Source organism: Sphingomonas sp. DMC8 (genome assembly GCF_056314185.1).
This window is the reverse complement of sequence record NZ_JBQUYV010000006.1, coordinates 244,223-268,862: the sequence shown is the minus strand read 5'-3', so window position 1 is coordinate 268,862 and position 24,640 is coordinate 244,223. Positions and strand designations below refer to the sequence as shown.

General features: G+C 67.5%; 21 protein-coding genes and 1 tRNA gene. 10 read left to right on the top strand and 12 right to left on the bottom strand.

Annotation, left to right across the window (positions count from 1 at the left end):
* Positions 1-37 precede the first annotated feature (37 nt).
* Together ACT53K_RS13930 and ACT53K_RS13925 are read left to right on the top strand one after the other, a co-directional pair.
* Complete coding sequence (locus ACT53K_RS13930; RefSeq protein WP_476229284.1) at positions 38-1,255, top strand: UbiH/UbiF/VisC/COQ6 family ubiquinone biosynthesis hydroxylase; 1,218 nt, start codon at positions 38-40, stop codon at positions 1,253-1,255.
* A 97-nt stretch (positions 1,256-1,352) separates the two neighbouring features.
* Complete coding sequence (locus tag ACT53K_RS13925) at positions 1,353-2,804, top strand: helicase HerA domain-containing protein (protein WP_476229283.1); 1,452 nt, start codon at positions 1,353-1,355, stop codon at positions 2,802-2,804.
* Between the two features lie 3 nt (positions 2,805-2,807).
* Here the strand turns inward: ACT53K_RS13925 and ACT53K_RS13920 are convergent, their stop codons facing one another.
* Together ACT53K_RS13920 and ACT53K_RS13915 are read right to left on the bottom strand one after the other, a co-directional pair.
* Positions 2,808-3,479, bottom strand: coding sequence for a phosphatase PAP2 family protein (locus ACT53K_RS13920; RefSeq protein WP_476229282.1), 672 nt, complete (start codon positions 3,477-3,479; stop codon positions 2,808-2,810).
* 108 nt (positions 3,480-3,587) lie between these two features.
* Positions 3,588-3,661 (bottom strand) — tRNA-Gln (locus ACT53K_RS13915).
* Positions 3,662-3,839: 178 nt separating this feature from the next.
* Here ACT53K_RS13915 and ACT53K_RS13910 point away from each other — a divergent pair.
* From ACT53K_RS13910 to ACT53K_RS13900, 3 genes are read left to right on the top strand one after another with little or no spacing between them, the layout of a single operon-like run.
* The gene (locus ACT53K_RS13910) at positions 3,840-4,877 is read left to right on the top strand and encodes a Ppx/GppA phosphatase family protein (RefSeq protein WP_476229280.1); all 1,038 of its coding nucleotides are present in this window, start codon (positions 3,840-3,842) and stop codon (positions 4,875-4,877) included.
* A 10-nt stretch (positions 4,878-4,887) separates the two neighbouring features.
* Positions 4,888-5,583, top strand: a complete 696-nt coding sequence (locus ACT53K_RS13905) for an RlmE family RNA methyltransferase (protein WP_476229278.1) — start codon at positions 4,888-4,890, stop codon at positions 5,581-5,583.
* A gap of 55 nt (positions 5,584-5,638) precedes the next feature.
* A complete protein-coding gene (locus ACT53K_RS13900; protein ID WP_476229277.1) occupies positions 5,639-5,920 on the top strand; it encodes a hypothetical protein in 282 nt (93 codons plus the stop codon).
* A gap of 71 nt (positions 5,921-5,991) precedes the next feature.
* Here ACT53K_RS13900 and rpoZ read toward each other — a convergent pair whose 3' ends face one another.
* A complete protein-coding gene (gene rpoZ, locus ACT53K_RS13895) occupies positions 5,992-6,336 on the bottom strand; it encodes a DNA-directed RNA polymerase subunit omega (protein ID WP_476229276.1) in 345 nt (114 codons plus the stop codon).
* Positions 6,337-6,507: 171 nt separating this feature from the next.
* Here rpoZ and ACT53K_RS13890 point away from each other — a divergent pair, with 171 nt between their 5' ends.
* Positions 6,508-7,719, top strand: a complete 1,212-nt coding sequence (locus ACT53K_RS13890; RefSeq protein WP_476229402.1) for a phospholipase D-like domain-containing protein — start codon at positions 6,508-6,510, stop codon at positions 7,717-7,719.
* Positions 7,720-7,753: 34 nt separating this feature from the next.
* On the opposite strand, the gene ACT53K_RS13885 is transcribed toward ACT53K_RS13890, so the two are convergent.
* From ACT53K_RS13885 to ku, 8 genes are all read right to left on the bottom strand, one after another.
* Positions 7,754-8,647, bottom strand: a complete 894-nt coding sequence (locus tag ACT53K_RS13885; RefSeq protein WP_476229401.1) for a transglutaminase family protein — start codon at positions 8,645-8,647, stop codon at positions 7,754-7,756.
* Positions 8,647-11,127, bottom strand: a complete 2,481-nt coding sequence (locus tag ACT53K_RS13880) for a circularly permuted type 2 ATP-grasp protein (protein WP_476229275.1) — start codon at positions 11,125-11,127, stop codon at positions 8,647-8,649. The genes ACT53K_RS13885 and ACT53K_RS13880 overlap by 1 nt, the downstream gene beginning before the upstream one ends.
* A 78-nt stretch (positions 11,128-11,205) precedes the next feature.
* A complete protein-coding gene (locus ACT53K_RS13875; protein WP_476229274.1) occupies positions 11,206-12,429 on the bottom strand; it encodes a histidine-type phosphatase in 1,224 nt (407 codons plus the stop codon).
* Positions 12,430-12,453: 24 nt separating this feature from the next.
* A complete protein-coding gene (locus tag ACT53K_RS13870; protein WP_476229273.1) occupies positions 12,454-15,237 on the bottom strand; it encodes a TonB-dependent receptor in 2,784 nt (927 codons plus the stop codon).
* An 80-nt stretch (positions 15,238-15,317) separates the two neighbouring features.
* Positions 15,318-16,286 carry a FecR family protein gene (locus ACT53K_RS13865; protein ID WP_476229272.1) on the bottom strand — a complete coding sequence of 323 codons (969 nt, stop codon included), beginning with the start codon at positions 16,284-16,286 and terminating at the stop codon, positions 15,318-15,320.
* Positions 16,252-16,833, bottom strand: coding sequence for an RNA polymerase sigma factor (locus tag ACT53K_RS13860; RefSeq protein ID WP_476229271.1), 582 nt, complete (start codon positions 16,831-16,833; stop codon positions 16,252-16,254). Before ACT53K_RS13860 ends, ACT53K_RS13865 begins: the two co-directional genes overlap by 35 nt.
* A gap of 55 nt (positions 16,834-16,888) precedes the next feature.
* Positions 16,889-19,438, bottom strand: a complete 2,550-nt coding sequence (ligD, locus tag ACT53K_RS13855) for a DNA ligase D (RefSeq protein ID WP_476229270.1) — start codon at positions 19,436-19,438, stop codon at positions 16,889-16,891.
* Positions 19,431-20,294, bottom strand: coding sequence for a non-homologous end joining protein Ku (gene ku / locus ACT53K_RS13850; protein ID WP_476229269.1), 864 nt, complete (start codon positions 20,292-20,294; stop codon positions 19,431-19,433). Before ku ends, ligD begins: the two co-directional genes overlap by 8 nt.
* Positions 20,295-20,391: 97 nt before the next feature.
* On the opposite strand from ku, the gene pdxH reads away from it, so the two are divergent.
* Genes pdxH through ACT53K_RS13835 form a run of 3 tightly spaced genes read left to right on the top strand, consistent with a single transcriptional unit; the run spans position 20,392 to position 23,136 of the window.
* Positions 20,392-20,970, top strand: coding sequence for a pyridoxamine 5'-phosphate oxidase (pdxH, locus tag ACT53K_RS13845; RefSeq protein ID WP_476229268.1), 579 nt, complete (start codon positions 20,392-20,394; stop codon positions 20,968-20,970).
* Positions 20,967-21,899 carry a cation diffusion facilitator family transporter gene (locus ACT53K_RS13840; protein WP_476229267.1) on the top strand — a complete coding sequence of 311 codons (933 nt, stop codon included), beginning with the start codon at positions 20,967-20,969 and terminating at the stop codon, positions 21,897-21,899. The genes pdxH and ACT53K_RS13840 overlap by 4 nt, the downstream gene beginning before the upstream one ends.
* Positions 21,900-21,954: 55 nt before the next feature.
* Entirely contained in the window at positions 21,955-23,136 is a 1,182-nt protein-coding gene (locus ACT53K_RS13835; RefSeq protein WP_476229265.1) for an MFS transporter, read from the top strand.
* Positions 23,137-23,201: 65 nt separating this feature from the next.
* On the opposite strand, the gene ACT53K_RS13830 is transcribed toward ACT53K_RS13835, so the two are convergent.
* Positions 23,202-23,447, bottom strand: a complete 246-nt coding sequence (locus tag ACT53K_RS13830; protein WP_476229264.1) for a hypothetical protein — start codon at positions 23,445-23,447, stop codon at positions 23,202-23,204.
* A gap of 276 nt (positions 23,448-23,723) precedes the next feature.
* Here ACT53K_RS13830 and ACT53K_RS13825 point away from each other — a divergent pair, with 276 nt between their 5' ends.
* Positions 23,724-24,629 carry a manganese catalase family protein gene (locus ACT53K_RS13825; RefSeq protein WP_476229263.1) on the top strand — a complete coding sequence of 302 codons (906 nt, stop codon included), beginning with the start codon at positions 23,724-23,726 and terminating at the stop codon, positions 24,627-24,629.
* Positions 24,630-24,640 lie beyond the last annotated feature (11 nt).

Genomic DNA, 24,640 nt, shown 5'->3' with positions numbered 1-24,640 from the left:
CTGGCACGCGCGCCCGAACATGCTAGGGCCTTTTGCCATGGACCAGGCGGACATTCTCATCCTTGGCGGCGGGCTGGTCGGCAGCGCGCTGGCCGTGGCACTCGATGCGCACGGCATCACCAGCATTGTGATCGACCCGGCGGACCCGGAGACGATTCTGGCCGCAGCGTTCGACGGCCGCGCTTCGGCGATTGCCAGCGCGCCGATGCGCATGTTCGAGGCTATCGGGGTCGCACCGCGTCTTGCCGGCAAGGGGTGCCCGATCGAGGGCATCCGCGTGTCCGACGGACTGGCCCCCGGCAAGCTCGACTTCGCGCCCGATGCCGACGACGGCGCGTTGGGCCATATGTTCGAAAATCGCGTGCTGCGCACCGCGCTCTACGAAGCGGCGGTCGCTGCGCCGCGCGCCGACATGCGGATGCGGACGCGCGCGGTTTCGGTCGTGCGCGATGCCCAGGGCGTCGTGGCGACGCTCGATTCGGGCGCCACGGTGCGGGCGCAGTTGCTGGTCGCCGCCGAAGGACGCAACTCGCCGACGCGCGAAGCGGCAGGGCTCAAGGTCGCGCGCTGGACCTATGATCATGCGGCGATGATCGCGACGCTGGGGCACGAGCGGTCGCATGAGAACATCGCCTACGAAATCTTCTACCCCGAAGGGCCGTTTGCGATCCTGCCGCTGCTCGACGATGCCCATGGCCACCGCTCGGCGGTGGTGTGGACGGTGAACGCGCGCGATGCGGCGGCGATGCACAAGATTTCCGACCGGGCCTATCTGGCCGAGGCGGAAAAGAAGATGGGCGGCTTTCTCGGTAAGCTCGGGCCGCTGTCGTCGCGCTCTTCCTATCCGCTCGGCTTCCACCACGCCGCCTGGATCACCGGCGAGCGGCTGGCGCTGGTCGGCGATGCAGCGCACGGCATCCATCCGATTGCCGGGCAGGGCGTGAATGTCGGCTTCCGCGACGTGGCGACGCTGGTCGAGGTGCTGGTCGACGGCAAGAGGCTGGGGCTGGACCTGGGCGATCCCGAATTGCTCGCCCGCTATCAGCGCTGGCGCGGGCTAGACACCTTCATGGTGGCGCTGGCAACCGATGGATTGACGCGGTTGTTTGGCATTCCGGGCAAGCTGCCCAATGCGGTGCGCCGGTTCGGCCTGTCGGCGGTCGACCGGCTGCCGCCGCTCAAGCGCTGGTTCATGGGTGAAGCGCGCGGCGAAAGCGGGGATGTGCCGAAGCTGCTGCAGGGCTTCACCGCCTGAACCTTGGGTCGGCGTGGGGCAGCGTTTATCGCTCGCCCACAGCTTTTCGTACCGCCGCCCTTGCCGCTGGCCCCCTTGATCCGGCAAAGCGGGCGCGATGACCGTCAGCGTGGACATGGGCGTCGACGGCACGGGCAGCCCCGTGCCGGTCGATCTGGAGGAGCTGCTTGCCACCCGCTTGCTCGTGCAGGGCAATTCGGGCTCGGGCAAATCGCACCTGCTGCGGCGCCTGCTCGAACAGTCTGCCGGCCATGTGCAGCAGGTGGTGATCGACCCCGAGGGCGATTTCGTCACCCTGTCCGACCGGTACGGCCATCTCGCGATCGAGGCGGTCGACCATAGCGAGCGCGACGTGGCGCGCTTTGCCGGGCGCATCCGCGAGCATCGCGCCTCGGTGGTGCTGAGCCTGGAGGGGCTGGAGGCGGAAGGCCAGATGCGCTGCGCCGCCGTCTTCCTGAACGGGCTGTTCGATGCGCCGCGCGAGCATTGGTATCCGGCGCTGGTGGTGGTCGACGAGGCGCAGCTGTTCGCGCCCGCCGGCGGCGGCGAAGTGGCGGAGGAAGTGCGCCGCGCCTCGCTTTCCGCAATGACCAACCTGATGTGCCGCGGCCGCAAGCGCGGCCTGGCGGGAGTGATCGCGACGCAGCGGCTGGCCAAGCTCGCCAAGAATGTCGCGGCGGAAGCGTCGAACTTCCTGATGGGCCGCACCTTTCTCGACATCGACATGCAGCGCGCGGCCGATCTGCTGGGCATGGAGCGGCGTCAGGCGGAAAGCATCCGCGACCTGCAGCGCGGCCATTTCCTGGGGCTTGGCCCGGCGATCACGCGGCGACCGGTGGCGATCCGGATCGGATCGGTGGAAACGAGCGCGCGCAGCTCGTCCCCGAAGCTGACGCCGCTTCCCCAAGCCCCAACCGAGGAGATCAAGGATCTGCTGCTCGCGCCTGCAGAGCCCGAATGGGTGCCGCCTGCGCCGCCGCCCGCGTCGGTGCAGGCGCAGTCCGAAACGCTGCTCGAGGCGCTGGTGCGCACGGCGCCCGCCGCCAACCCTGCCGAGCCGGAGCGCGATCCCGAGGAAGTGGCCGGCATTATCGCCGATGTGCTGCGCGCGATCGTCGAGGACGAGCAATCCGCGCTGCGCTCGCCGGCAGTGCTCTATCAGGATTTTCAGGTGCGCTGCCGGATGGTGGGGCTGACCCGCCCGCCGCTCGACCTGTCGAATTTCGTGCGGCGGCTGTCGGCGGCGCGCGCCGGCATCCATGGCGACCCGGATGACGACTGGGCGCAGGCGCTGGAGGCAGCCCGGGCGCTGCCCGACGACATGCTGGGGCCGTTTCTGCTGGTGGCGCGCGCGGCACGCGAAGGACTGCCCTGCCCGAGCGATACCGAGATCGCGACCAGCTATGGCACCAGCTCGCTGGGGCGGGTGCGGCGGCTGATGCAATATATCGAGAGCAGGGGCCTGTTCGTCACGCGCGTGGACCTGGCCGGCAAGCGATCGATCACCATCCCCCGGCTCGGCTGGACGACGCAGGCCTCGGAAGGCTGAGTATCAGCGGCGGCGGTGCAGCCGCGCATTGATCGCGAACACCGCCAGCGCCCACAGCGCGCCGAAACACCAGCCGGCCAACACGTCTGACGGCCAATGCACGCCCAGATAGACGCGGCTGCAGCCGATCAGCAGCACCAGCAGTGTCGCAAACCCCAGCAGATAGGCGCGCGCCCACCGGCTCGGCTGGGTCTGGGCGAGCATTACCGCAAGGGTCAGGTAGACGGCGGTGGCGATCATCGCATGGCCGCTGGGGAAGCTGGCGTTCGACACTTGCGCCAGATGGGGCACCACCTCCGGTCGGGGCCGGTGCAGGACCAGCTTCAGCAGCGCGTTGAGGAGTGAGGCGCCGATGAGCGACCCGGCCAGCAGCCCGGCTTCGGCGCGCCGGGCAAAGGCGAACAGGAACAGGATCGTCGCCGTGCCGAATAACCAGAGCAGGGTGTAGCCGCCGAGCGCGCTGAGGTCGATCATCGACTGGAGCAGCCAGCGCGGCCCGATCGGCGTGCCCGGCGCACCGGGCTGGCGCAGTGCCAGCAGGATGGCGCTGTCGAGCGGAAAGCCGCGGGCAAAGCCCAGCGCGAGGTGCAGCGCGATGCCGGCGAGCGATAGCGCCAGCAAGGCCAGCGCGGGCCATAGCCAGCAGGTGCCCGATGTAGGGAAATCGCGCGCCATGTCGCTCCTCTTGCAATCCGTGGCTTGCCCTAACGCGCGGGAGCGGCCGGTGACACTGCGAGACGGTGCGAGGGAAGCGGGACGATTGCGGGAAATGTAGAAAGCGATTGGATGCCCCGTGAGGATTCGAACCTCAATTGACGGAGTCAGAGTCCGTAGTCTTACCTTTAGACGACGGGGCACCGATCAGGCCGCGCCAGATAGGGCGAAGGCGCAGCGGTGTCAACGCCGCATTGGCCGCTCGCCTTGCGCGTGCCGTTTCGCTGCGCTAGCGTTGCATCCAAGCACCGGTCGGGCCGTTTTTGGTCCGTGACGGAAGAACATAAGTGAGTTGAAACCATGGGGGATGGCTCCGCCAGAATGCCCCGCGGGCGGCGCGCCGGGGAGGCCCGTAGTGCCCCGCCACCCGCCGGCAAGCGCCCGGCTTCGCGTTTCCCGGACGCGCGGCATTACGCCGCGCTCGATCTGGGCACCAATAATTGCCGGTTGCTGATCGCCCGGCCGCAGGGCGCGGGCTTTGCCGTGGTCGATGCCTTTTCGCGCATCGTCCGGCTGGGCGAGGGACTGGCGACCACCGGCCGCCTGTCCGATGCCGCGATCGACCGCACGCTCGCGGCGCTGCGCATCTGCGCCGACAAGCTCAAGCGCCGCAATGTCGCGCTGGCGCGGTCGGTGGCGACCCAGGCCTGCCGCCAGGCGGAAAATGGCGCGGCCTTTATCCAGCGCGTCTATCGCGAGACCGGCATCGCACTCGATATCATCACGGCGGAGGAAGAGGCGCGGCTGGCCGTGCTCGGCTGCCATGCGTTGCTGGAACCCGGCGACGGCCCTGCGCTGGTGTTCGACATCGGCGGCGGCTCGACCGAGCTGGTGCTGGTCGATTCGCAGGCGCCGACGCCGCGCATCCTCGACTGGCACAGCGCGCCCTGGGGCGTGGTGTCGTTGACCGAAGCGGTCGGCCATGGCCGTGCGGGGGATGCCGCGGCGCGCGCCGCCAGCTATGCCGCAATGCGCGAGCGGGTGCGGGACAGCTTTGCGCCCTTCGTCGCGCGGCTCCGCACGCCCAAGGGCACGCCGCGACTGCTTGGCACCAGCGGCACGGTGACGACGCTCGCCAGCGTGCATCTGGGTCTCAACGCCTATGACCGCTCCGTGGTGGACGGGTTGATCGTGCCCACGGCGGCGATGCGCGACGTGAGCAGCCGGATCGCCGCGATGGCGCTGAAGGAACGCGCACAGGTGCCGTGTATCGGCAATGAGCGCGCCGACCTGGTGGTCGCGGGCTGCGCGATTCTGGAGACGATCCTTGACATCTGGCCCGCCGAACGGCTGGGCATTGCCGATCGCGGCATTCGCGAAGGTATTTTGCGGCGGCTGATCGGCGGCACCGGATTGTGAGGGATTTTCTATGAGCAGGGGCGGCGGCCGCGGCCATGTCCGCGTGCGTACGGCGCGGGGGCGCACGGCACAATCGACGCGCTGGCTGGAACGCCAGCTCAACGACCCCTATGTCAAGCGCGCCAAGGCGGAAGGCTATCGCAGCCGCGCGGCGTACAAGCTGACCGAGCTCGACGAGAAGTTCGATTTCCTGAAGGGCGCGAAGCGCGTTGTCGATCTGGGCGTGGCGCCAGGCGGCTGGACGCAGGTGGTGCGGCGGCGGCTGCCCAGGGCGGCGGTGGTCGGCATCGACCTGCTACCGGTCGACCCGATCGAAGGCGCGACGCTGCTCCAGATGGATTTCATGGACGATGCCGCGCCCGACCGGCTGATCGAGTCGCTGGGCGGCGCGCCGGACCTGATCCTGTCGGACATGGCCGCAAACACGGTCGGCCATCCGCAGACCGACGCGCTGCGCACCATGGCGCTGGTCGAAACGGCGCTCGACTTCGCAGTGCGCACACTGGAGCCCGGTGGCGATTTCGTCGCCAAGGTGTTCGCCGGCGGTGCCGATTCGGCGCTGGTCGCCGAGATGAAGCGCAATTTTGCGACCGTGAAGCACGCCAAGCCGCCCGCCAGTCGCAAGGGCTCTGTGGAATGGTATGTCGTGGCGCAGGGATTCAAGGGGCGGAGCGAGACTCCTGAACCAGTGGCGCCGCAGGACTGAGGCTCTTGCGCGGGCAATCCGCATCCCCATGTCCCGCAGGAAAGGGGATTGCGCGATGGTCAGCACCTCGAACGAAGGCATTCTTACCGAATATCTGGTGAAATATGGCGCGATCCGCCTGAGCCCGAAGGACCGGTCCGCCGATCTGCTCGAAACGCTGTATATCAGCGAATGCTATCGCGCCGGACAGGATCTGATGGCGGCGCGGGCGGCCTATGATGACTCGGTCTGGCTGGGCGTGACGCCGGAGGAACTGGACGCGCGGCTCGATTCGCTCGAAGCGTTCACGGCCGAGCTGGCGAAGGCGCGGGCCCAGCTTTGGGGCGTGGCACAGTAATTTCTCCCGTCCCGCCAACAAAAAGGGCCGGCGTTTCCGCCAGCCCCTTGTGAACCCGATGCGTCCGGCGATCAGCCGTCGTAATCGCCACCCAGATTCTGGTTGCGCGGCGGTGCAGCTGCGGTCAGGCGAAGCGCCTCGGCCTGGGCTGCGATCGAGCCGATTTCGTCCGGCGCTTCCTCATCGTCGATGCGGACGCGCTGCAGGCTGGACACTACCGCTTCTTCCAGATGATCCGGGCGGATCGTCTCTTCGGCGATTTCGCGCAGGGCGACGACCGGGTTTTTGTCGCGGTCGCGATCGAGCGTCAGCTCGGCGCCGCCTGAAATCTGCCGCGCGCGCTGGGCGGCGAACAACACCAGGTCGAACCGGTTGGAGACCTTGTCTACGCAATCCTCGACTGTGACGCGCGCCATCTACGCTTCCTTGGAGTAATAGTGTCCGGAAAGACCGGCCAGTTAGGCGGCGAGTCCCGAAATGTCAAGGAAAGCGGCAGCCCCGCCACCACCGAACCCTATCGTCGCTCGATCGTTGAGCCCGCGTATCAGCAGGAGACGCGACGCGCGATGGCCGCTTATGCCGAAACCATGCCGCTTGCCGAAGGCGGCGCCGCCCGTCATCACCGGGCCATGCCGCCGCTTTCCCAGCCCAGTTTCACGGTCGACGGCAATCGCCTGACGCTGCTGCCCGAGGGGCCTGAGCGGATGGCGGCGCTGCTCGCGCTGATCGGCGGGGCCGAGCGGACGCTGCGCGTGCTCTATTATATCTATGTCGACGATGCGGCCGGGGTGGCGGTGCGTGATGCACTGATCGCGGCGGCAGGGCGCGGCGTGCGGGTTCATCTGATTGTCGACGGGCTGGGCAGCGAACATGCCGCGGCGCGTGCCTTTTTCGATCCGCTGCGCGCGGCCGGCGTCGAGATGTGCCGCTTCGTGCCGCGCTGGGGGCGGCGCTATCTGCTGCGCAACCACCAGAAGCTGGCACTGGCCGACGAGGCGCGGGTCATCATCGGCGGGTTCAATATCGAGGACAGCTATTTCGGCACTGCCGACGAAAAGGCCTGGCGCGATCTGGGGCTGCTGGTCGAAGGGCCGGCGGCAGCGCGACTGGTCGGCTATTTCGACGCGCTGGCGGGATGGACGCAGCGCCCGCGCGCCTCGCTGCGGTCGCTGGGGCGTACGCTGCGCACCTGGAGCGAGCCCGACGGCACCACGCGCTGGTTGCTCGGCGGACCGATGCGGCGGCTGTCGCCCTGGGCGCGGGTGGTGAAGCGCGATATGGACCGGGCAGCGCTGCTCGACATTATCGCTGCCTATTTCGCACCCAGTCCCGCCATGCTGCGCCGGCTGGACCGCGCCGGTGAGCGCGGGCGGGTGCGACTGGTGCTGCCGTCGAAGATGGATCATGGCGCGGCGGTATGGGCGGCGCGCTTCACCTATGCCGGGCTGCTCCGCAAGGGCGTGCAGATCAACGAATATCAGCCGACCAAGCTGCACACCAAATTGTTCGTGATCGACGATGTCGTGCATATCGGCTCGGCCAATTTCGACATTCGCAGCATGTTCCTGAACCTGGAGCTGATGCTGCGCATCGCCGATCCGGCCTTTGCCGCGCATGTCCGCGCCTATGTCGATGGCGAAGTGGCACATTCCGAGCGGATCACCCCCGAGCTCTACCGAGCGCGCACCAGCTGGTGGACGCGGGTGAAGCAGTTCGGTGCGTATTTCGTAATGGCGGTGCTCGACTATAACGTCACGCGGCGGCTGAACTTCGGGGCAAGGCGCGGCCCGAAGCGGTAGGTTCCAATGCTTCTTTGGCGGGGAAGATCAGCGTTTATGCCGGCACCGCCAGCTCCAGCGGGGCGACGTCGACCGAGACGTGCATGTCCTGTGCGCCCGATCCCAGTACGATGCCGTCGATCGGCGCGATGTCGGCATAGTCGCGGCCGATCGCCACGACGACATGGTCCTCCGCCATCCAGATGCCGTTGGTGGGATCGACGCCGACCCAGCCCATCTCTGGCCCGCACCAAAGCAGCACCCACGCATGGGTGGCATCCGCCCCCACCAGCCGCGGCTGGCCCGGTGGCGGCAGCGTGCGCAGATAGCCCGAGACATAGGCGGCGGGCAGCCCGGCCGCGCGCAGCCCCGAAAGCATGATCTGGGCAAAATCCTGGCAGACGCCGCCGCGCTTGGCGAAGGCCTCGTGCGGGGGCGTATCGACCAGCGTGGCGGTCGGATCGAAGGCGAATTCGCGCTGGATGCGCTGGGCTAGCGCGATGCCTGCCTCGAGGATGCCGCGCGCGGGATCGAGTTCTTGCCGGCACCAGGCGGCAATCTCGCGGTCGAGCGGAATCAGCGGCGACGGAAACAGATAGGCGGCCGGCCCCGCCGGGGTGGGATCGCGGCTTTCGCGCGCCCAGGTGGCAACCTCGGCCAGTGTCGGGTCGCTGGCCGAGGGAAGGGGAATCGGCCGGTCGACGCGGATGCGCGCGCGGCTTTCGATCGTCAGGCTGCTCGCATCCTGCTCGACCACCAGCCGCATCACATTGGCCAGCCCCGCCTCGGCGCGCGCCGGAAAGGTGCGGCCATGCGGTTCGATGGCGAGCGCATAGTCCTCGATCATCTGGCCGGACCAGAGAATCGGCTTCAGCCGCAAGTTGCAGCGCGCGAATGCGACCGGCCGGGCATAATCGAACCGGGTCACGTGGCGGATCTGGTAGAGCATCATGCCAGCACCAGCCCCGTCTGTCGCAGCGGCTCGGCCCCGTGGAGGAAGTAACGGCGGCCGATCGCCTCCGACAGCGTCCATAGTCGCGACTGGAGATCGGCAAGCCAGGTGTCGTCGACGCCGGTTGCCTTGCTCGTGACCAGCGTGGCGGCGATGCCGCGCGCCTGTTCCTGCTGCGGTTCGGCAAGCCCGTCGTCGGACAGCACCGGCAGCGCATTGAGATGCGCCGAAATCGCCGCCGCCTGAAAGGCGATGCCGCGCGGATTGCCGGGATCGAGCGCGAGCAGGTCGAGCACGGGAACGCGCGCCATGCCGGTCAGATAGCGCTGGCGATAACTGATCTGGCTATCGGCAAGGTCGAGCAGCGTCGACAGGTCATCGGCAGTCGCTGCGGGACCGCCCAGCGCGCGCAGGAAGCTGAGGGTCGCCAGTGCGCGTTCGATACGGCGGCCGAGATCGTGGAAGCGCCAGGCATCGGTACGGCCCATATGTTCGCCTGCCTGCCCCGCCAGCGCCGAATAGCGCCGCTGCAGCGATCCGGCGCGATCGAGCAGGACGCCGCGATCGGGGAACGGCGCATCGAGCAGTCGGATCATGTCGGCCGAAAGCCGGTCGCGCGACACGGCGCCGATCATTCGCGCCTGCCGGTTGATCGCCCGCACGCTCTGCACGCCGTCAGTCGATTCGAGCGCGGTGCGGGCGAGCTGGGTCAGGTCGTGCCGCTTCAGCGCGCGGGGGGCCGGGGCCGCGCCGGCGGCGACCACCAGGCCCGCCAGCCGCGCCACTGTGTCGGGCGCCAGCGCAGCCCCGGTATCGGCGCTGATCGAATGGCCGAGCAGCACGCGCAGCACCGACAGCAGGGCCTCGCCGCGCTCCAGATAGCGGCCAAGCCAGAACATGTTGTCGGCCACCCGGCTGGGCAGCGTGCCGGGGTTGCGGCGCAGCTGCGTCGAATCGCCCGAGGGGAGCAGCGACACCGGCGCCACCGGCTCGGGCCCGTGGATGCAGACATCGGCCGACCAGCTGCCTTCGCCCATCACGGCGGCGCGGGTGTCGGGATGCTCGCCGATCCGCGCGAAGCCGCCGGGCAGCACCGCCCAGCCGCCCTTGGCGTCGCGGGCGGCAAAGACGCGGACGGTGAAGGGGCGGGGCACCAGCCGGTCCTCAGCGACGAAGGGCATGGTCGAAAGCTGGACGACTTCCTGCCCGACATAATCCTGCGGCCGGCGCGCCATATCCTCCGCCAGCGTGCCGCGCGCCTCGGCGTCGAGATGCGCGCCCAGCACCGCCTTGCCGTCGGGCAGCCCCAACGGCGCCGCGCCGAACGCCGGCGCGACCAGCAACTGGTCGAGGCGGGCGAGCACTTCCGCCGCCTCGCTCGGCTGGCCGCACCACCAGGTGGCGATGTTGGGGAGTGCGAGCGGCGCCCCGGTCAACACTTCGCTCAGGCGCGGCAGGAAGGCGGCAAAGGCGGGCGATTCGAGCAGCCCGGCACCGGGCGCATTGGCGATCACGACATTGCCGGCGACCATCGCGTCGATCAGTCCGGGGACGCCGATTCCCGAATGCGAATCGAGTGCCAGCGGATCGAGCAGGCGCGGATCCAGCCGGTGCCACAGCGCATCAATCCGCTTCAGCCCAGCGATGGTGCGGACATAGAGCCTGTCGTCGAGCACCGCGAGGTCGGCACCCTCGACCATCAGAAAGCCGAGATAGCGGGCCAGATGCGCCTGTTCGGCATAGCTGGGGTTGAAGCGGCCCGGCGTCAGCAGCGCCATGCGCGGCTCGGCGCGGCGGCAGGCGGCGGCCAGCCCGTCGCGGAACGCCGCAAAGAAAGGGGCGTGGCGTTCGATGTTGAGCCTGCCCTGCAGCTCGCCGAGCGTACGGGCCATCGCCAGTCGGTTTTCCAGCGCATAGCCGGCGCCGGCGGGCGCGCGGAGGTGGTCGGCGAGAACGCGCCATGTCCCTTCCGGCCCGCGGCACAGATCGAAGGCGACGAAATGCAGGTGATGCTCGCCCGGTGGCGTCAGATGGGTCAGCGGGCGCAGGAAGAACGGGCTGCCGGTCAGCAGTGCGGCGGGCACATGCCCGTCCGCGACCAGTTGGGCCGGGCCGTACAGGTCGCGCAGCAGCGCTTCCATCAGCTCGGCACGCTGGACGATGCCGGCCTCGATTCCGCGCCATTCGGCCTGACCGATCAGCAGCGGTACGGGGGAGAGCGGCCAGGGGCGTTCCTCGCCTTCCTCGCCGATCCGGTAGCCGGTACCGATGTCCTCGGCATGGCGATGCGCGCGTTCGCGGGCGATCGTCAGCCCGTCACCGGACAGTGCGGCGAGTTCTTCGAACAGCGCCGTCCAGGCCTCGCACTGGCTGGTTGCGAGCATGTCGCCCGCCGGGGCCTGGCCGCAATAGTCGGCAACCCATCGATCGGCGATGACGCCGGCGTCGAACAATCCTGCCTCGGCGCGGCTGGCCACGAACGCTTCCCCTGTTTCCGCCCGCGTTGATGGGCGAAACCATGCTGCCTTGCAACACGCGAGATGTGCGGAGGCGCGTCAGCCGAGCAGCGCGAGCGCCTCGTCGAGCGTGCACAGCCCCTCAACGCCGCGCGCCTTGCAGCCGGGAATCGGCAGCACGCGGTCATAGGGGCCGGCCATGTCGAGCGGGGCGGCGCTCCGCAGCTGTTCCAGTGTCTGCGCGCGGTAGCGGACACGGACATAGGTGGCGCCGGCCTTGTCGCGCAGCCGCTCGAGGATCAGCGCGCCGCCCGGGGCAGGATCGTCGGCGGCGAAGCCCGGCACTTGCCAGTGCACGTCGAGCAGGCCACCGAGATTGGCCACTTGCGTGTCGTGACCGGAAATCAGCGTGACCCGCGGCCCCTGATCGCCCAGGCCCATGCGGACGATGGGGGCGAGGCCGGCGAAATTGGCGGCGGCGACAGGGCGGGGCCGGGCAAGCAGCCGGAACTCCAGCGCATGGAGCGCCGACAGGCGCGTGACGTCGGCAGCGGTCGCACGGCCCCAGCCGACCTGCTGCATCGGTTTCCCCTCGGCATATTCGAGCAGCAGCACCTGCGCCGCGGTCGAGCCGCGATCGAGCGCGCCCGACAATTTGGGGCGCTTGTCCGGGCGTGCCGGTACCAACCCGGTCGGCGTGGCGGAGATGCCGCAGCCGCTGCGCGCGACGCCGCACAAGATGGCGTCGAGCCGGGCGAGCAGCGGACGGTTCTGCGCATCGAGCGTCGCGGTGCCGCCGGGGCCCACCGCTTCCGCCACGGCGGCATCCGCCGCTGCCGGATCGAGCGGCGCCTTGCCCGATTCGATCGCGGAGAAGCGGACGTCGGGCTCGTCCTGCGGACGATGGTCGATCGCCGGCATGCAGCCGGGCAGTGCTGCCCCCGCCCATGCCTTGGCGGTTTCGATCGTGCGCTGGTCGCTGTCCGCGACGATCCGCAGCATGTCTGCCGTGGGACAGGCCTGCGCCGGCAGCAGGCCGAGGCGGCGCCAGTTGCGGCCGTCGACGCTACCCAGCCGCGCCACCGCCTGCGCGCCGTGCGGCGTCAGCCAGCCGGGCTGAACCGGCCAGTCGGGCCAGCGCTCGGGGGTGACTTCCACCGGCATGGCCGGCGCTTTGGTCGGCGGCCGGACGCCGTGGCGCATCACCACCACGACGCGGTCGACCACCAGCGGATCGGACGGGGCCCTGGCGGACTGTGCCGCCGCGCTGCCAGCGCCGGCCAGCAGCGCTACTGCCGCCAGCCCCAGTCCGATCCTGCGCATAGTCTCTCCTTACTTGTCGTTGGTTCAGAAGTGGATCTGCACGCCGCCGCGCAGCTGCTGGCCATAATGTTCGCGTTCGATCAGCAGATTCTTCGACCCGATATAGCGGCGCCACGGGGCGTCGTTGAGGTTGATCGCATCGCCGAACAGCGTGAACTGCGGCGTGACCTGGTAGCTCAGATGCACGTCGAGCTGGCCGTTGCCGTCGGTATATTGATCGGTCGCGGCACTGCCGCCCAGCGTGTCCATATAGGACGAGCGATAATTGAATGCCACGCGCGCGCTAAGGCCATATTTCTCGAAGAAGATCTGCGCGTTGCCGACATTCTTCGACTGGAAGGCGAGCGGGATATCGCCGGCGCGAACCGCGCTCGCGCTGGCATGGCCCCAGACATGGGTGAAGTTGGCCGACACGCCGAAGCCGCTGAGCAGCCCGGGCAGGAAGGTAAACTGCACCTGCACATTGCCTTCAACGCCGGTCAGCGTCTCGGAATCGGCGTTCACCAGCTGGGTGACGTTCGCTACCGGATAGGTGATACCCGCCGCCGTGAAGTTGGTCTGACGCGAGCCGCTGCTGTAGATCGGGTTGTCGATGTCCTTGTGGAACACGCCGGCCGACAGGATTGCGCCCGGCGCCGGATAATATTCCACCGTCGCATCGTAATTCACCGCGCGATACGGCTTCAGACCCGGATTGCCGAGCGAGATCGCTGCGGCGGCGGGGTCGCTGGTGTCGACGACAACATAGGGCGCCAGATTCGAATAGTTCGGCCGGCCGATCGAGGTCGTCACTGCGCCGCGCAGCAGCAGATTGTGGCCCAGGTCCAGCTTGGCGTTCACGCCCGGGAAGAAGTCGGTGTAGCTGTTGTGGCCGAAGCTGTTATAGCCATCGTTGACGGTGGAATTGGCGTTGACGACCTTCGCCTTCACATCGTCTTCGGTATGTTCGACGCGCACGCCCGGCAGGACAGTGAGGCCGCCGAATTTCAGCGACGCCATCACATAGCCGGCCGTGATCTTTTCATGCACGTCCGAATCGTTCGACAGCGTGTCGCTGATCGTCGAGCTGGTGTTCAGCTTCGCAACCGACGGGTTGGCGTTGAAATAGGCCAGCGCGTTGTCATAGTTGATCCGCTCGCCGAACGCGAACATGCCGTCATAGAAGCTGGTGTTGCGGATGCTCGCGACGGTGCTGTCCAGCGTCCATTTGGTGGTGCCGGTGCCGTAATTCTGCTTGTTCTGGTCGTTGAACTTGTCGCGGCTCAGATATTTGGCGCCGACCTTGATGCTCGAATCGTCGCCAATCGCAATCGGATGGCTATAGTCGATGCGGCCCTGCCACAGCTCTTCATAGGTGAAGCGCCGGTCGAAATTGACCTTGCTGTAGGTGAACAGCGAAGGCGTGGTGAATGCCGCCGTGGTCGGCGTCAGCGTATAGGGATAGGTCGAGGGGTCGTAATTGACCGTCAGCGCGCCCTTGGCCGTGGTGAAGGTGAATTCGCTGCGCAGCGGATCGCGCTTTTCCGCATTGGTCCAGTTACCCGACATTTCCAGCGTGCCGCCGGCAACGTCGCGGAACTCGCCGCCGAGCGTGACCGACTTGGTGTTGTCGTCCTCGTTGCGGTTGCGCACCAGGATCGTGCCGGTCGCCTTGTAGGGCGCCGTGGAGGTGGTGAGCGCCAGCCGGTTCTGGTCGCGGATCTCGTGATCCTTGAACTGCGAATAGCTGGAGCGCAGGTACAGCTTCACCGTGTCGCTCGGGTGCCAGTCGAGATTGCCGACCACGCCCAGCCGGGTGCGGGTGAGATTATAGTCGCGCAGGCCGTTGCCGTCCGGCACGCCGCTGCTGCTCCAGTTGCTCGAGCCCTGATAGTTCTCGCTGCGGATCGGTCGTTCCGAATAATTGACCGAGAGGACCGCGCCGAACTGCTGCTCCTTGCCGAAGCGGCCGCCAACCGTGCCGTCGAGTTCGTACGGCACCTTGTGGTTGAGCGAGTACCAGCCCTGCGCAGCGCGCGCGTCGAGGAAGAAGGGCTTCGCGCTATCGAATGCGGTGCGGGTGCGGATCGCCACTTCACCGGCGATCGCGTTGGCGTCCTGGCTCGGCAGCAGCGACTTGGTGATGGCAACCGACTGGATCATCGCCGAGGGAAGGTCGTCCAGCTTCACCTGGCGGCTGCCCGGTTCGGGCGCCGGCAGCGTCTGGCCGTTCAGCGTGACGTTGAGCAGCGCGGGGTCGATGCCGCGGACGATGGCGTAGCGGCCCTCGCCCTGATCGTTGGCGACCGACAGGCCGGGCAGGCGCTTGATCGCTTCGGCGACATTCTGGTCGGGCAGCTTGCCCACGTCATTGGCGTGCAGCGTCTCGATCACATTGTCGGCGCTGCGCTTTTCCGCCACCGCCTCACGCTGCGAGGCGCGAAAGCCGGTCACGACCACTTCCTGCGGCGCGTCCTGGGGCTTTGCCTCGGCGGCTTCGTTGCGCGATGATTCGGCGGGACGGTCCTGGGCAACAATGACATAGCTGTTCGGCCCGGCACTGCGCGCCACCAGCCCGGTGCGCGCCAGCATCTGGTTCAGCGCATCGGCCACGCGCAGCTTGCCCGACACGGCATTGGTGCGGCGCCCGCCGCCGACGCTGCCGGCAACGATGATCTGCACGCCGCCCTGGTGGGCGAACAGCCGCACCGCGCCGGTCACTTCCTGCGCCGGAATGTTGAAATGCTGCACCTGGGCCAGCGCAGGCTGCGCCAGCGTGGTCATCGCCACGACAGCTGTCGCGCCGAGCCAGCGATTTTTCCGTCCCATGATATTCCACCCCCAAAGCGCCGGAATGGCGCGGTCCTCGATCGCTCGACGAGGGCGGCGGGGTTTTCCTTACGGCCGATTCATCTTTTTTCGTGCCGGGCGATGACGATTCCATCGTCGCCGATCCGTGCGGAGGCGGCGGTACCCATTGCAGCCGCCTGGGCGAAGCCGGCGGGATCGTCGATGCGGAACACGCCGTAGAGCTTTTCGCCGGCCAGTCCCGCGCCCGCCAGCGTGATCTGCAGCCGGTTGTGGCGGTTGAGTTCGGCCACGGCCTCCCCCAGCGTTTCGCCGTCCAGTTCCAGCCGGCCATTGGTCCAGCCAAGTGCGCGGTCGATGCCGGCGGCGTCGATCTGTTCCACCGGCGCTGTGGCCGTCTTCGCATCGGCATCGATGGCGAAATGCGCGCGCTGGCCGGCGGCGAGGCGCGTGGTGCGTCCGCCGCTGCGCACCTCGACCATCCCCTGCGATACCAGCACGTCGACAGTGCCCGCATCGCGGTCGGCCGAGACCTGGAACACGGTGCCGAGGTCGGTGATGGTCACATCGCCGACGATAACGCGAAAGGGCGCCGCGGCATCGTGCCGCACGCGGAACAGCGCCTTGCCGTCTTCCAGCGTCACTTCCCGTCGGGCATTGTCGACCTTTGCCACCAGCGCGCTGCGCGCGTCGACGGCCAGCGATGAACCGTCGTGCAGCGCGACCGAGCGTACCTCGCCGATATCGGTATGGATGCGCTGGCCGCCGGGCAGCAGCAGCGCCACCGCTGCCAGCGATGCCGCCAGCGCAGCGCCGCCGCCGATGGCCCAGCGGGGCCAGTGCCGGGGCCGCCGTTCCTCCGCTTCCGCCGCCGCCGGCGCTTCCGGCACCGCGCCGCCCAGCATTACCAGCGTCGCCTGCGCGCGCAGCAGGGCGCCGCGGTGCGACGGGTCCGCGGCCAGCCATTGTTCAAGGCCGGGGTGGCGGGAAGCGGGCGCTGCGTCGATGCGGGCTGCCCAGGCGGCAGCCTCGTCTTCAAGCCGGGATGCGGAAGTGCCGCGGTTCGCCAACGCCCTTTTCGTCCTTCTCGATCCGTTCCGTCCGCAGCGCACGCTGGATCGTCCGGAGTGCCTTTTGCACGTCGTTTTCGACGACGCTTTCACTTACGCCGAGCCGCTGCGCAATCTCTCTTTGCGGCAGCCCCTCGATTCGCTTGAGCGTGAAGATGGTGCGGCAGCGTTCGGGCAGATCGGCCAGCAGCCGCTCGACCAGCCGAATCTGCTCGCGCGCCGCCACGGCGGCCTCCACGCCCAGTTCTTCTGCCTCGACGAACAGATGGGCACTTTCCGTAACCGCCTCGAAGCGAATAATTTGTGCGCGGCGCAGCTGGTCGCGCCACAGATTCTTCACCAGCTGCATGAAATAGGCGCCCGGCCGGTCGACATGCGTTACGCTTTCCAGCGCGGCGAGCCGGCAATAGCCTTCCTGGATCAGGTCGTCGGCATCGGAATCCGAAACGCCCGCGCGGCGCAGCGCGGCGCGGACATAGGGCTCCTGCGGCACGACATGGGCCGCCACCCAGCGGATGATTTCGGGCGAAGCTGCAAGCACCGACATGCCTTTCCAGACCCGTCGGCTAGGCGATGGATGCGTAAAGCTCGTGACAGCGGCGTTACAGATCCGGCAACATTTGGTCGGCCTCGCCCCAGCCGCGGAGTGCGCGGCCGGCGGCTCTGTCGAGCAACGTGGCGGCGTCGCGGATCGAAAAGGCACGCGGGCTCTCGATGTCGCGCAGCTCAGTCCAGGTGACGGGCGCGGCCACCGGCGCGCCTTCGCGGGCGCGGGCGACATAGGGCAGCACCGCCGTCGCGCCGCGCTGGTTGCGCAGATAGTCGATGAAGATGCGTCCCTTGCGGCTGGCCTTCTTGAGGTTGGCGGTGAACCGCTCGGGCTCGGCCTGAGCGAGTGCGCGGGCAAAGCGCTCGGCAAAGCTGCGCACCGCCGGCCATTCGGCGCGCGGCACCAGCGGCACGATCACATGGATCCCCTTGCCGCCCGAAAGCATCGGCCAGCTGGTCAGCCCCATGTCGGCCAACTGGTCCTTCAGATGCTCGGCCGCCTTCTTGACCGCGGCGAAGTCGAGTCCTTCGTCGGGATCGAGGTCGAACACCATGCGGTCGGGCTTTTCGATGTCGACGACGCGCGCGCCCCAGCCATGAAACTCGATCGTGCCCATCTGGACGCAGGCGAGCATGCCGTCGACATCCGACACGTAAAGATAGGGTTCGACCGACCCGTCCTTTTCGCGGACGTCGACATGGTGGACCTGTTCGCCAAAGCTGCCCGCGTCGTGCTTCTGGAAAAAACATTGCCGCGCGCGCCCTTGCGGACAGCGGACCAGACTGACGGGCCGGTCGGCCAGCCAGGGCAGGGCGATGGGCGCTACCGCCGCATAATAATCGGCCAGGTCGCCCTTGGTCAGGTTCGATTCGGGGAAGATCACCCGGCTGCGGTTGCTGATCTTGATGGTGGAGGCAGCGGCTTCGGGCAGTTTGGCGGGCGTCTCCGCCACCACGGCGCTGGCGGGCTTGTCTTCGCGCAGGCCCAGAAAGCTTGCATGGCGCACCACCTTTTCCGCGGTGAATTCGGCAAAGGCGATTTCGGCGACCAGTTCGGGCTTCACCCAATGCGCGCCCCGTGCTTCGGCGCGGGGCACCTTCGTTGCAGGGGCATCGGTGGCAAGCGCATCCATCCGCTCGCGCAGCGTCAGCAGTGTCTCGCTGCCGAAGCCGGTGCCGACCTTGCCGGCATAGACCAGCCCCTCCGGCCCGTTCAGTCCCAGCAACAGCGACTTGAATCCACGGCCTCTGGCGCTCGAGGCGGTCCAGCCCAGGATCACGAATTCCTGTCGGTGGGTGCATTTGGTTTTCAGCCAGGCTTTGGTGCGGGCGCCGCGATAGGGCGCATCGGCGCGTTTCGACACCACGCCCTCCAGCCCTTCGCGGCACATCGCGTCGAAGAGCTTCTCGCCATTCCCAACGACATGATCCGAATAGCGGATAGCATCGTCCGCGCCGTCGAGCAGCGCGCGGAGCCGTTCCTTGCGCTCGATCTGGGGCAGCGCCGTCAGATCCTCACCGCCTTCCGAGAGAAGGTCGAAGGCGAAACAGGTCAGCCCTTCGCCGCCGGCTGAAATCGCCGCCTGCAGGGCCGAGAAATCGGGCTTGCCGTCCTGCATCGCGACGATCTCGCCGTCGATCAGCGCGCCAGGCGGCAGGGCGGCGGCGGCTTTGGCAATGCCGGGAAACCGATCGGTCCAGTCGAGTCCGGAGCGCGTATAGATTCGCGCGCCGCCCGCACCGGTGGCGATCAGCGCGCGATAGCCGTCATATTTGATCTCGTGGAGCCACTGGTTGCCGGTGGGGACGGTGTCGACCAGCGTGGCAAGCTGGACGGGGGTGAAGGAGAGCTGTTTCGATCCTTTCGCACCGCTGGGCGCCTTCCCTCCCCTCCCGCTTGCGGGAGGGGCTGGGGGAGGGGAGGAGGCAGCGGGAGCGGTTTGGCCTTCAAGCCCCTCCCCCGACCCCTCCCGCAAGCGGGAGGGGAGCGCGTGGGGCGGGCGCTTCCCCTTTTTGGAAAGAGGCGACCTTCCCTCCGCAATTTCCTGCATCGTCCGGCCGGTCTTCACGCTGGTCAGGCCGGTCTCCACCAGCGCGTCGGTGGCCCCGGCAAAAGCGTCGTCGATCTTGCGCAACAGCCAGTTCTCGGCCTTTTCCTTGCCGTGCGGCTTCAGCCGGATCAGCAGCCATTCGCCCTGCATCCGCTGGCCATGCAGCACGAAGTGGAGATGGCCTTTCTCCAGATCCTTCGCGCTCTTGCCCGCAACCGGCTCCCAGCTTCCGCTGTCCCACAGCATTACCGTGCCGCCGCCATATTGGCCCTGGGGGATCGTTCCTTCGAAATCGGCATAGGACAAGGGATGGTCCTCGGTGCGCACCGCCAGCCGCTTTTCGGCCGGGTCCAGACTGGGGCCGCGCGTTACCGCCCAGCTTTTCAGCACCCCGTCCATTTCGAGCCGAAAGTCCCAGTGCAGCCGCGTCGCATCATGTTTTTGCACGAGGAAGCGGTTGCCGGCGCCCTTCGCGACGGTGCCGGCAGGCTCGGCGGTTTTCGCGAAGTCGCGCTTGGCGTTGTAGCGGGCGAGGCGGTCGGTTTCAGGCACGTTTCTTCGCCGCCGGTTTCTTCGCCGGCGCCTTTTTCGCTGCCGGCTTGGCCTTTGGTGCTGCCGCGCTGTCCGATCCCAGCGACTTCTTCAGCGCCGCCATCAGGTCGACCACATTCGATCCGCGGCTTTCGCCCTTGTCCGGATCCTCCAGTATCTTCGCGCCCTTCGCCTTTTTCTTCCGCTCGATCAGATCGCGCAGCGCGTCGACATAGCGGTCGTGGAAACTCTGCGGATTGAATTTGCCCGCCTTTTTCTCGATCAACGTCTGGGCGAGTTCGAGCAGCTCGGTGTCGGGCTCGCTGTCTGGAATATCGCGGAAATAGCCCTGCGCTTTCTGCACCTCATCGGCGTAGCGCAGCGTCTCCAGGATCATGCCGCGCCCGCAGGGTTTCAGGCTGACGACATATTCGCGGCCGCGCATCGCCAGCTGGCCGAGCCCCACCTTGCGCGCGCGCCGCAGCGCCTCGCGCAGCACGATGAACGCTTCCTCGGCCAGGTCGTCGGCGGGCACCACGAAATAGGGGCGCTCATAATAAAGCACGTCGATTTCGTCGGCGTCGACGAACTGGGTCAGCTCGAGCGTCTTTTTCGATTCGAGCTTCACTGCATCGATTTCGTCCTGTTCGAGCAGGACATATTCGCCCTTCTCGACCTCATAGCCCTTGACGATCTCGTCGGGTTCGACCGCGCCGATGCCGGGGGCGACCTTCTCATATTTGATCCGCTGGCCGCTCGGTTCATGGATCTGGTGGAAGGCGATCTGCGCGCCGGACTTGGTGGCGGTGTAGATCTCGACGGGAATCGAAACCAGCGCCAGCCGTATCTGTCCCTGCCAATAGGCGCGCGCGGCCATGCGGATGTCTCCTCGTTGCAGGCCCGATTCAATTCGCCAAGGGTCGCGCTTGTTCCGCCCATCGCAACGGCGGCAATTTGGCTGTAGAGGCAGACCCATGAGCACCGACCCCTTCGCGCTGTTCCACGACTGGTATGTCGAGGCGCGCGCCACCGAACTCAACGATTCCAACGCGATGGCGCTGGCCACGGCGGACTCGCAGGGCAAGCCCTCGGTGCGGATGGTGCTTCTGAAGGGCTATGACGAGCGCGGCTTCGTCTTCTACACCAACCGCGAGAGCCGCAAGGCCGGCGACCTTGCCGCCAACCCGCAGGTCGCCTTGCTATTCCACTGGAAGTCGCTGCGCCGCCAGATCCGCATCGAAGGGCCGATCGGCTTTGTCAGCGACGCCGAGTCCGACGCCTATTTCGCCAGCCGCAGCCGCGATTCGCAGCTTGGCGCCTGGGCATCGGACCAGTCGCGTCCGCTCGATGCCCGCGCGACGTTCGAGGCACGTTACGAGCAAGTGCGCGCCCGGTTCGAGGGGCAGCCGGTGCCGCGCCCGCCGCATTGGGGCGGCTATCGCGTCACCCCCGAGCGGATCGAGTTCTGGCTCGACCGCGAACATCGCCTGCACGAGCGCCGTGTCTTCACCCGCCTGGGTGAGGGCTGGCACGAAGGCATGCTCTACCCGTGAGCAACCTTGCCCGTCGCGCCGCGATCGCCAGTGTCAGCAGCGCCCTCTTCCTCGGCGCGATCAAGGGGTATGCCGCCGTCAAGACCGGTTCGGTCGCGGTGCTGGCGAGCCTGGCGGATTCGGGGCTAGACCTGATCGCCTCGCTGGTCACGCTGGGCGGCGTGCACTGGGCGGCGCAGCCCGCAGACGACGAACATCGCTTCGGCCATGGCAAGGCGGAGGCGCTGGCGGCGCTGTTCCAGGTGGCGATCATCGCGATTTCCGGCTTCGCTATCCTGCTGCGTGCGATCCAGCGGCTGGTGCAGAGCGAGACGAGTGCGCATCCCGCCGATGGCATTGCCGTGTCGGTGATCGCGATCGTCGTGACGCTGGCGCTCACCCGCTATCAGCGCTCGGTGATCCGCCGCACCAATTCGATCGCGATCACCACCGACAGCATCCATTACAGCTCGGACCTCTATCTCAATTCGGCGGTGATCGGCGCGCTGGTGTGCGAAAGCTATCTCGGCCTCGCGGGGGCCGATCCGCTGTTCGGCATCGCGATTGCACTGTGGCTGCTCTGGGGCGCGTGGCGTGCCTCGGTCGCGGCGATCGACCAGCTGATGGACCGGGAATGGCCCGAAGAGCAGCGCCGCCGCTTCGTCGAGATCGCCGCTACCCATCCCGAACTGAAGAGCCTGCACGACCTGCGCACCCGCACCAGCGGACACCGCGATTTCGTGCAGTTCCATGTCAGCATGCGGCCGACCATGACGATCGCCGAAGCGCATGACGTGGTCGAACGGCTCGAGGCGGCGCTGGGAGAGGCGTTTCCGGGGACCGAAATCCTGATCCATGTCGATCCGGACGGCCATGTCGACGACCCCGACAATCACCGGGCGGAAGCGAATCTGCTCGCGGAAAGCGCCTCCCAAACCGTCGCACCGTAACAATAGGGCGCGACGCCCCCTATCTGTGGCGCATCGCTGCTGAGGAGACGCACGCTTGCACGCCCCCGCTGCCCCTGCCGCCACGCCGTTCCGGCTGGGTCGCGGCCTTACGCTGGCCATGGCCGCCGCTGCCGGTATTGCGGTCGCCAATATCTATTACAACCAGCCGCTGCTCGGCATCATCGAGCGCGATCTGCCCGGCGCGGCCACCGGGCTGGTGCCGACCGCCACGCAGCTGGGCTATGCCGCCGGGCTGTTCCTGCTCGTGCCGCTGGGCGACCTGCACGAGCGCAAGCGGCTGATCGTACTGCAATTCCTGATACTCGCCGCCGCGCTGGTGGCGGCGGCACTGGCGCCCGGTGCCGGGATGCTGATCGCCGCGTCGTTGCTCGTGGGGGCCGCCGCCAGCGTCGCGCAGCAGGTGGTGCCGCTGGCCGCCCATCTCGCCGATCCCGACCGGCGCGGGGCGACGGTCGGCACGGTGATGGCGGGGCTTCTCTGTGGCATTCTGCTCAGTCGCACGCTGTCGGGCTTTGTCGGCACCCATGCCGGCTGGCGGGCGATGTTCTGGCTGGGTGTGCCGCTCGCGCTTGGCACGGCGGCGCTGATGGCGTGGCGCCTGCCGCGCAGCCACCCGGAGGCGCAGATCGGTTATGGCGCGTTGCTCCGCTCGCTCGGCCATCTCTGGCGCGCCTTCGGGGAATTGCGGCTGGCCGCGATTACCCAGGCCTTGCTGTTCGCAGGGTTTAGCGCTTTCTGGACGATCCTGGCGCTGTACCTCCAGTCGCCGCGGTTCGGGCTGGGCGCCGATGTCGCCGGACTGTTCGGGGTGGTCGGCGCCGCCGGCATCCTTGCGGCGCCGATCGCCGGGCGCGTGGCCGACCGGCGCGGGCCGCATCGGGTGGTGCTGTTCGGTACCCTGCTCGCAACGCTTAGCTGGGCGATCTTCGGCCTGGGGGGCAGTATCGCCGGCCTGCTGATCGGCGTGATCCTGCTCGATTTCGCGGTGCAGAGCGCGCTCGTTTCGAACCAGCATATCGTCTACGCGCTTCGCCCGGAGGCGCGGGCGCGGATCAACACCGTGCTGATGGGAACGATGTTTCTGGGCGGTGCAGCCGGATCGGCCGCCGCCACGCTCGCCTGGGGGGCGGCTGGCTGGGCCGGCGTCGCGCTGCTGGGGGGCGGCTGTTCGGCCCTCGCCGCGCTGTTGCAGCTATGGGGTCACGCAAAACGCTGAGGTCCGGCGGCGGGGAACGGCCCATCTGCCCCGCTGGTTGGAAGCTGCGGAGAGGAGCGCCGGTATCAGTCCTCGCCCCGCGTGGCGGCATTCGGGTTGGGGCCGCCATGATAGTCGATATGCGACTGCCCGCCATGGCCCATGAAATGCCCTGGCCCTTCCTTGCGTGCTTTGTCCGGATAGGGGTTGGGATAGGCACCGCCCTCACTCTCTCCGGCGCTGCGGCCATGGCTATCTGCGTCGGATACACCATCGGGCGCGCCCTTCTTGCCGTCGCCGCCGGCGGCCTGCATCTTCTCCGTCTCGGCCATGCCAAATTCCTGTATTTGCTGTTCTTAGTCCTGCGAGGTGAACGAAGCGCGGCGTGGCTCCGTTCCGCACCGATACCGGGTCATCGACGCGGCCGAAGGGTGCCGGTCGCAACATCCAGGTTGAGGATCGCGGAACGAGCGGCGTTCCTGCGCGAGTCGCGGCCGCACAATCACCTGCATTACCGACGAAAAGAAATCATCACCGACGGCACTCTGAAACAACCAAGTAATTCAGCCGCTTAACCCTGAACAACCGGCAAATCAGGAGATGGCGCGATGTTCATGCACAACAAACGGCTGCAATATACCGTGCGGGTGGCGGAGCCGAACCCGGCGCTTGGTTCGCTGATGCTCGAGCAGTTTGGCGGCCCCGATGGCGAACTGGCGGCGGCGATGCGCTATTTCACGCAAGGGCTGGCGGAGGACGATCCGGGCCGCAAGGACATGCTGCTCGACATTGCCACCGAGGAACTGAGTCATCTGGAAGTGATCGGCTCGATCGTCGCGATGCTCAACAAGGGCGTGAAGGGGCATTTGAGCGAAGGCGATCTGGAGGAGGCCGATCTCTACCTGTCGCTCAACCAGGGTGGTAACAGCCATACCCAGGCGCTGCTCTATGGTGGCGGCCCCTCGCTCACCAACTCTTCGGGCGTGCCATGGACCGCTGCCTATATCGACAGCCGCGGCGATCCCACCTGCGACCTGCGTTCGAACATCGCCGCGGAGAGCCGGGCAAAGATCGTCTATGAGCGCCTCATCAACATCACCGACGATCCCGGCATCAAGGATGCGCTGGGTTTCCTGATGACACGGGAGATTGCGCACCAGAAGTCGTTCGAAAAGGCGCTCTATTCGATCGAGGATAATCTCCCGCCGGGCAAGCTGCCGGGGATGCCGCAATATGCCAGCACCTATGTGAACGCGTCGCAGGGCGAAGGCGATATGCGCGGGCCATGGAACGAAGGCGAGGAATGGGAGCGGATCGACGATCTGACCGAAACGCTGCCCGCCGATGGCGGCGACGGTACCCCCAGTGTCGAGCTGAGCGGCGCCGACCGCATGGCGCTTACACAGCTTGCGGACCGTACCAAGTCCGATCCGTCGGCCAATCCGACGACCGGTGCCGATCTTGGCGCGGGCCCGGGCGCGGGAAAGACCAAGCAGCTTTCCGAAAGCCTCTGATTCGTTGCGCG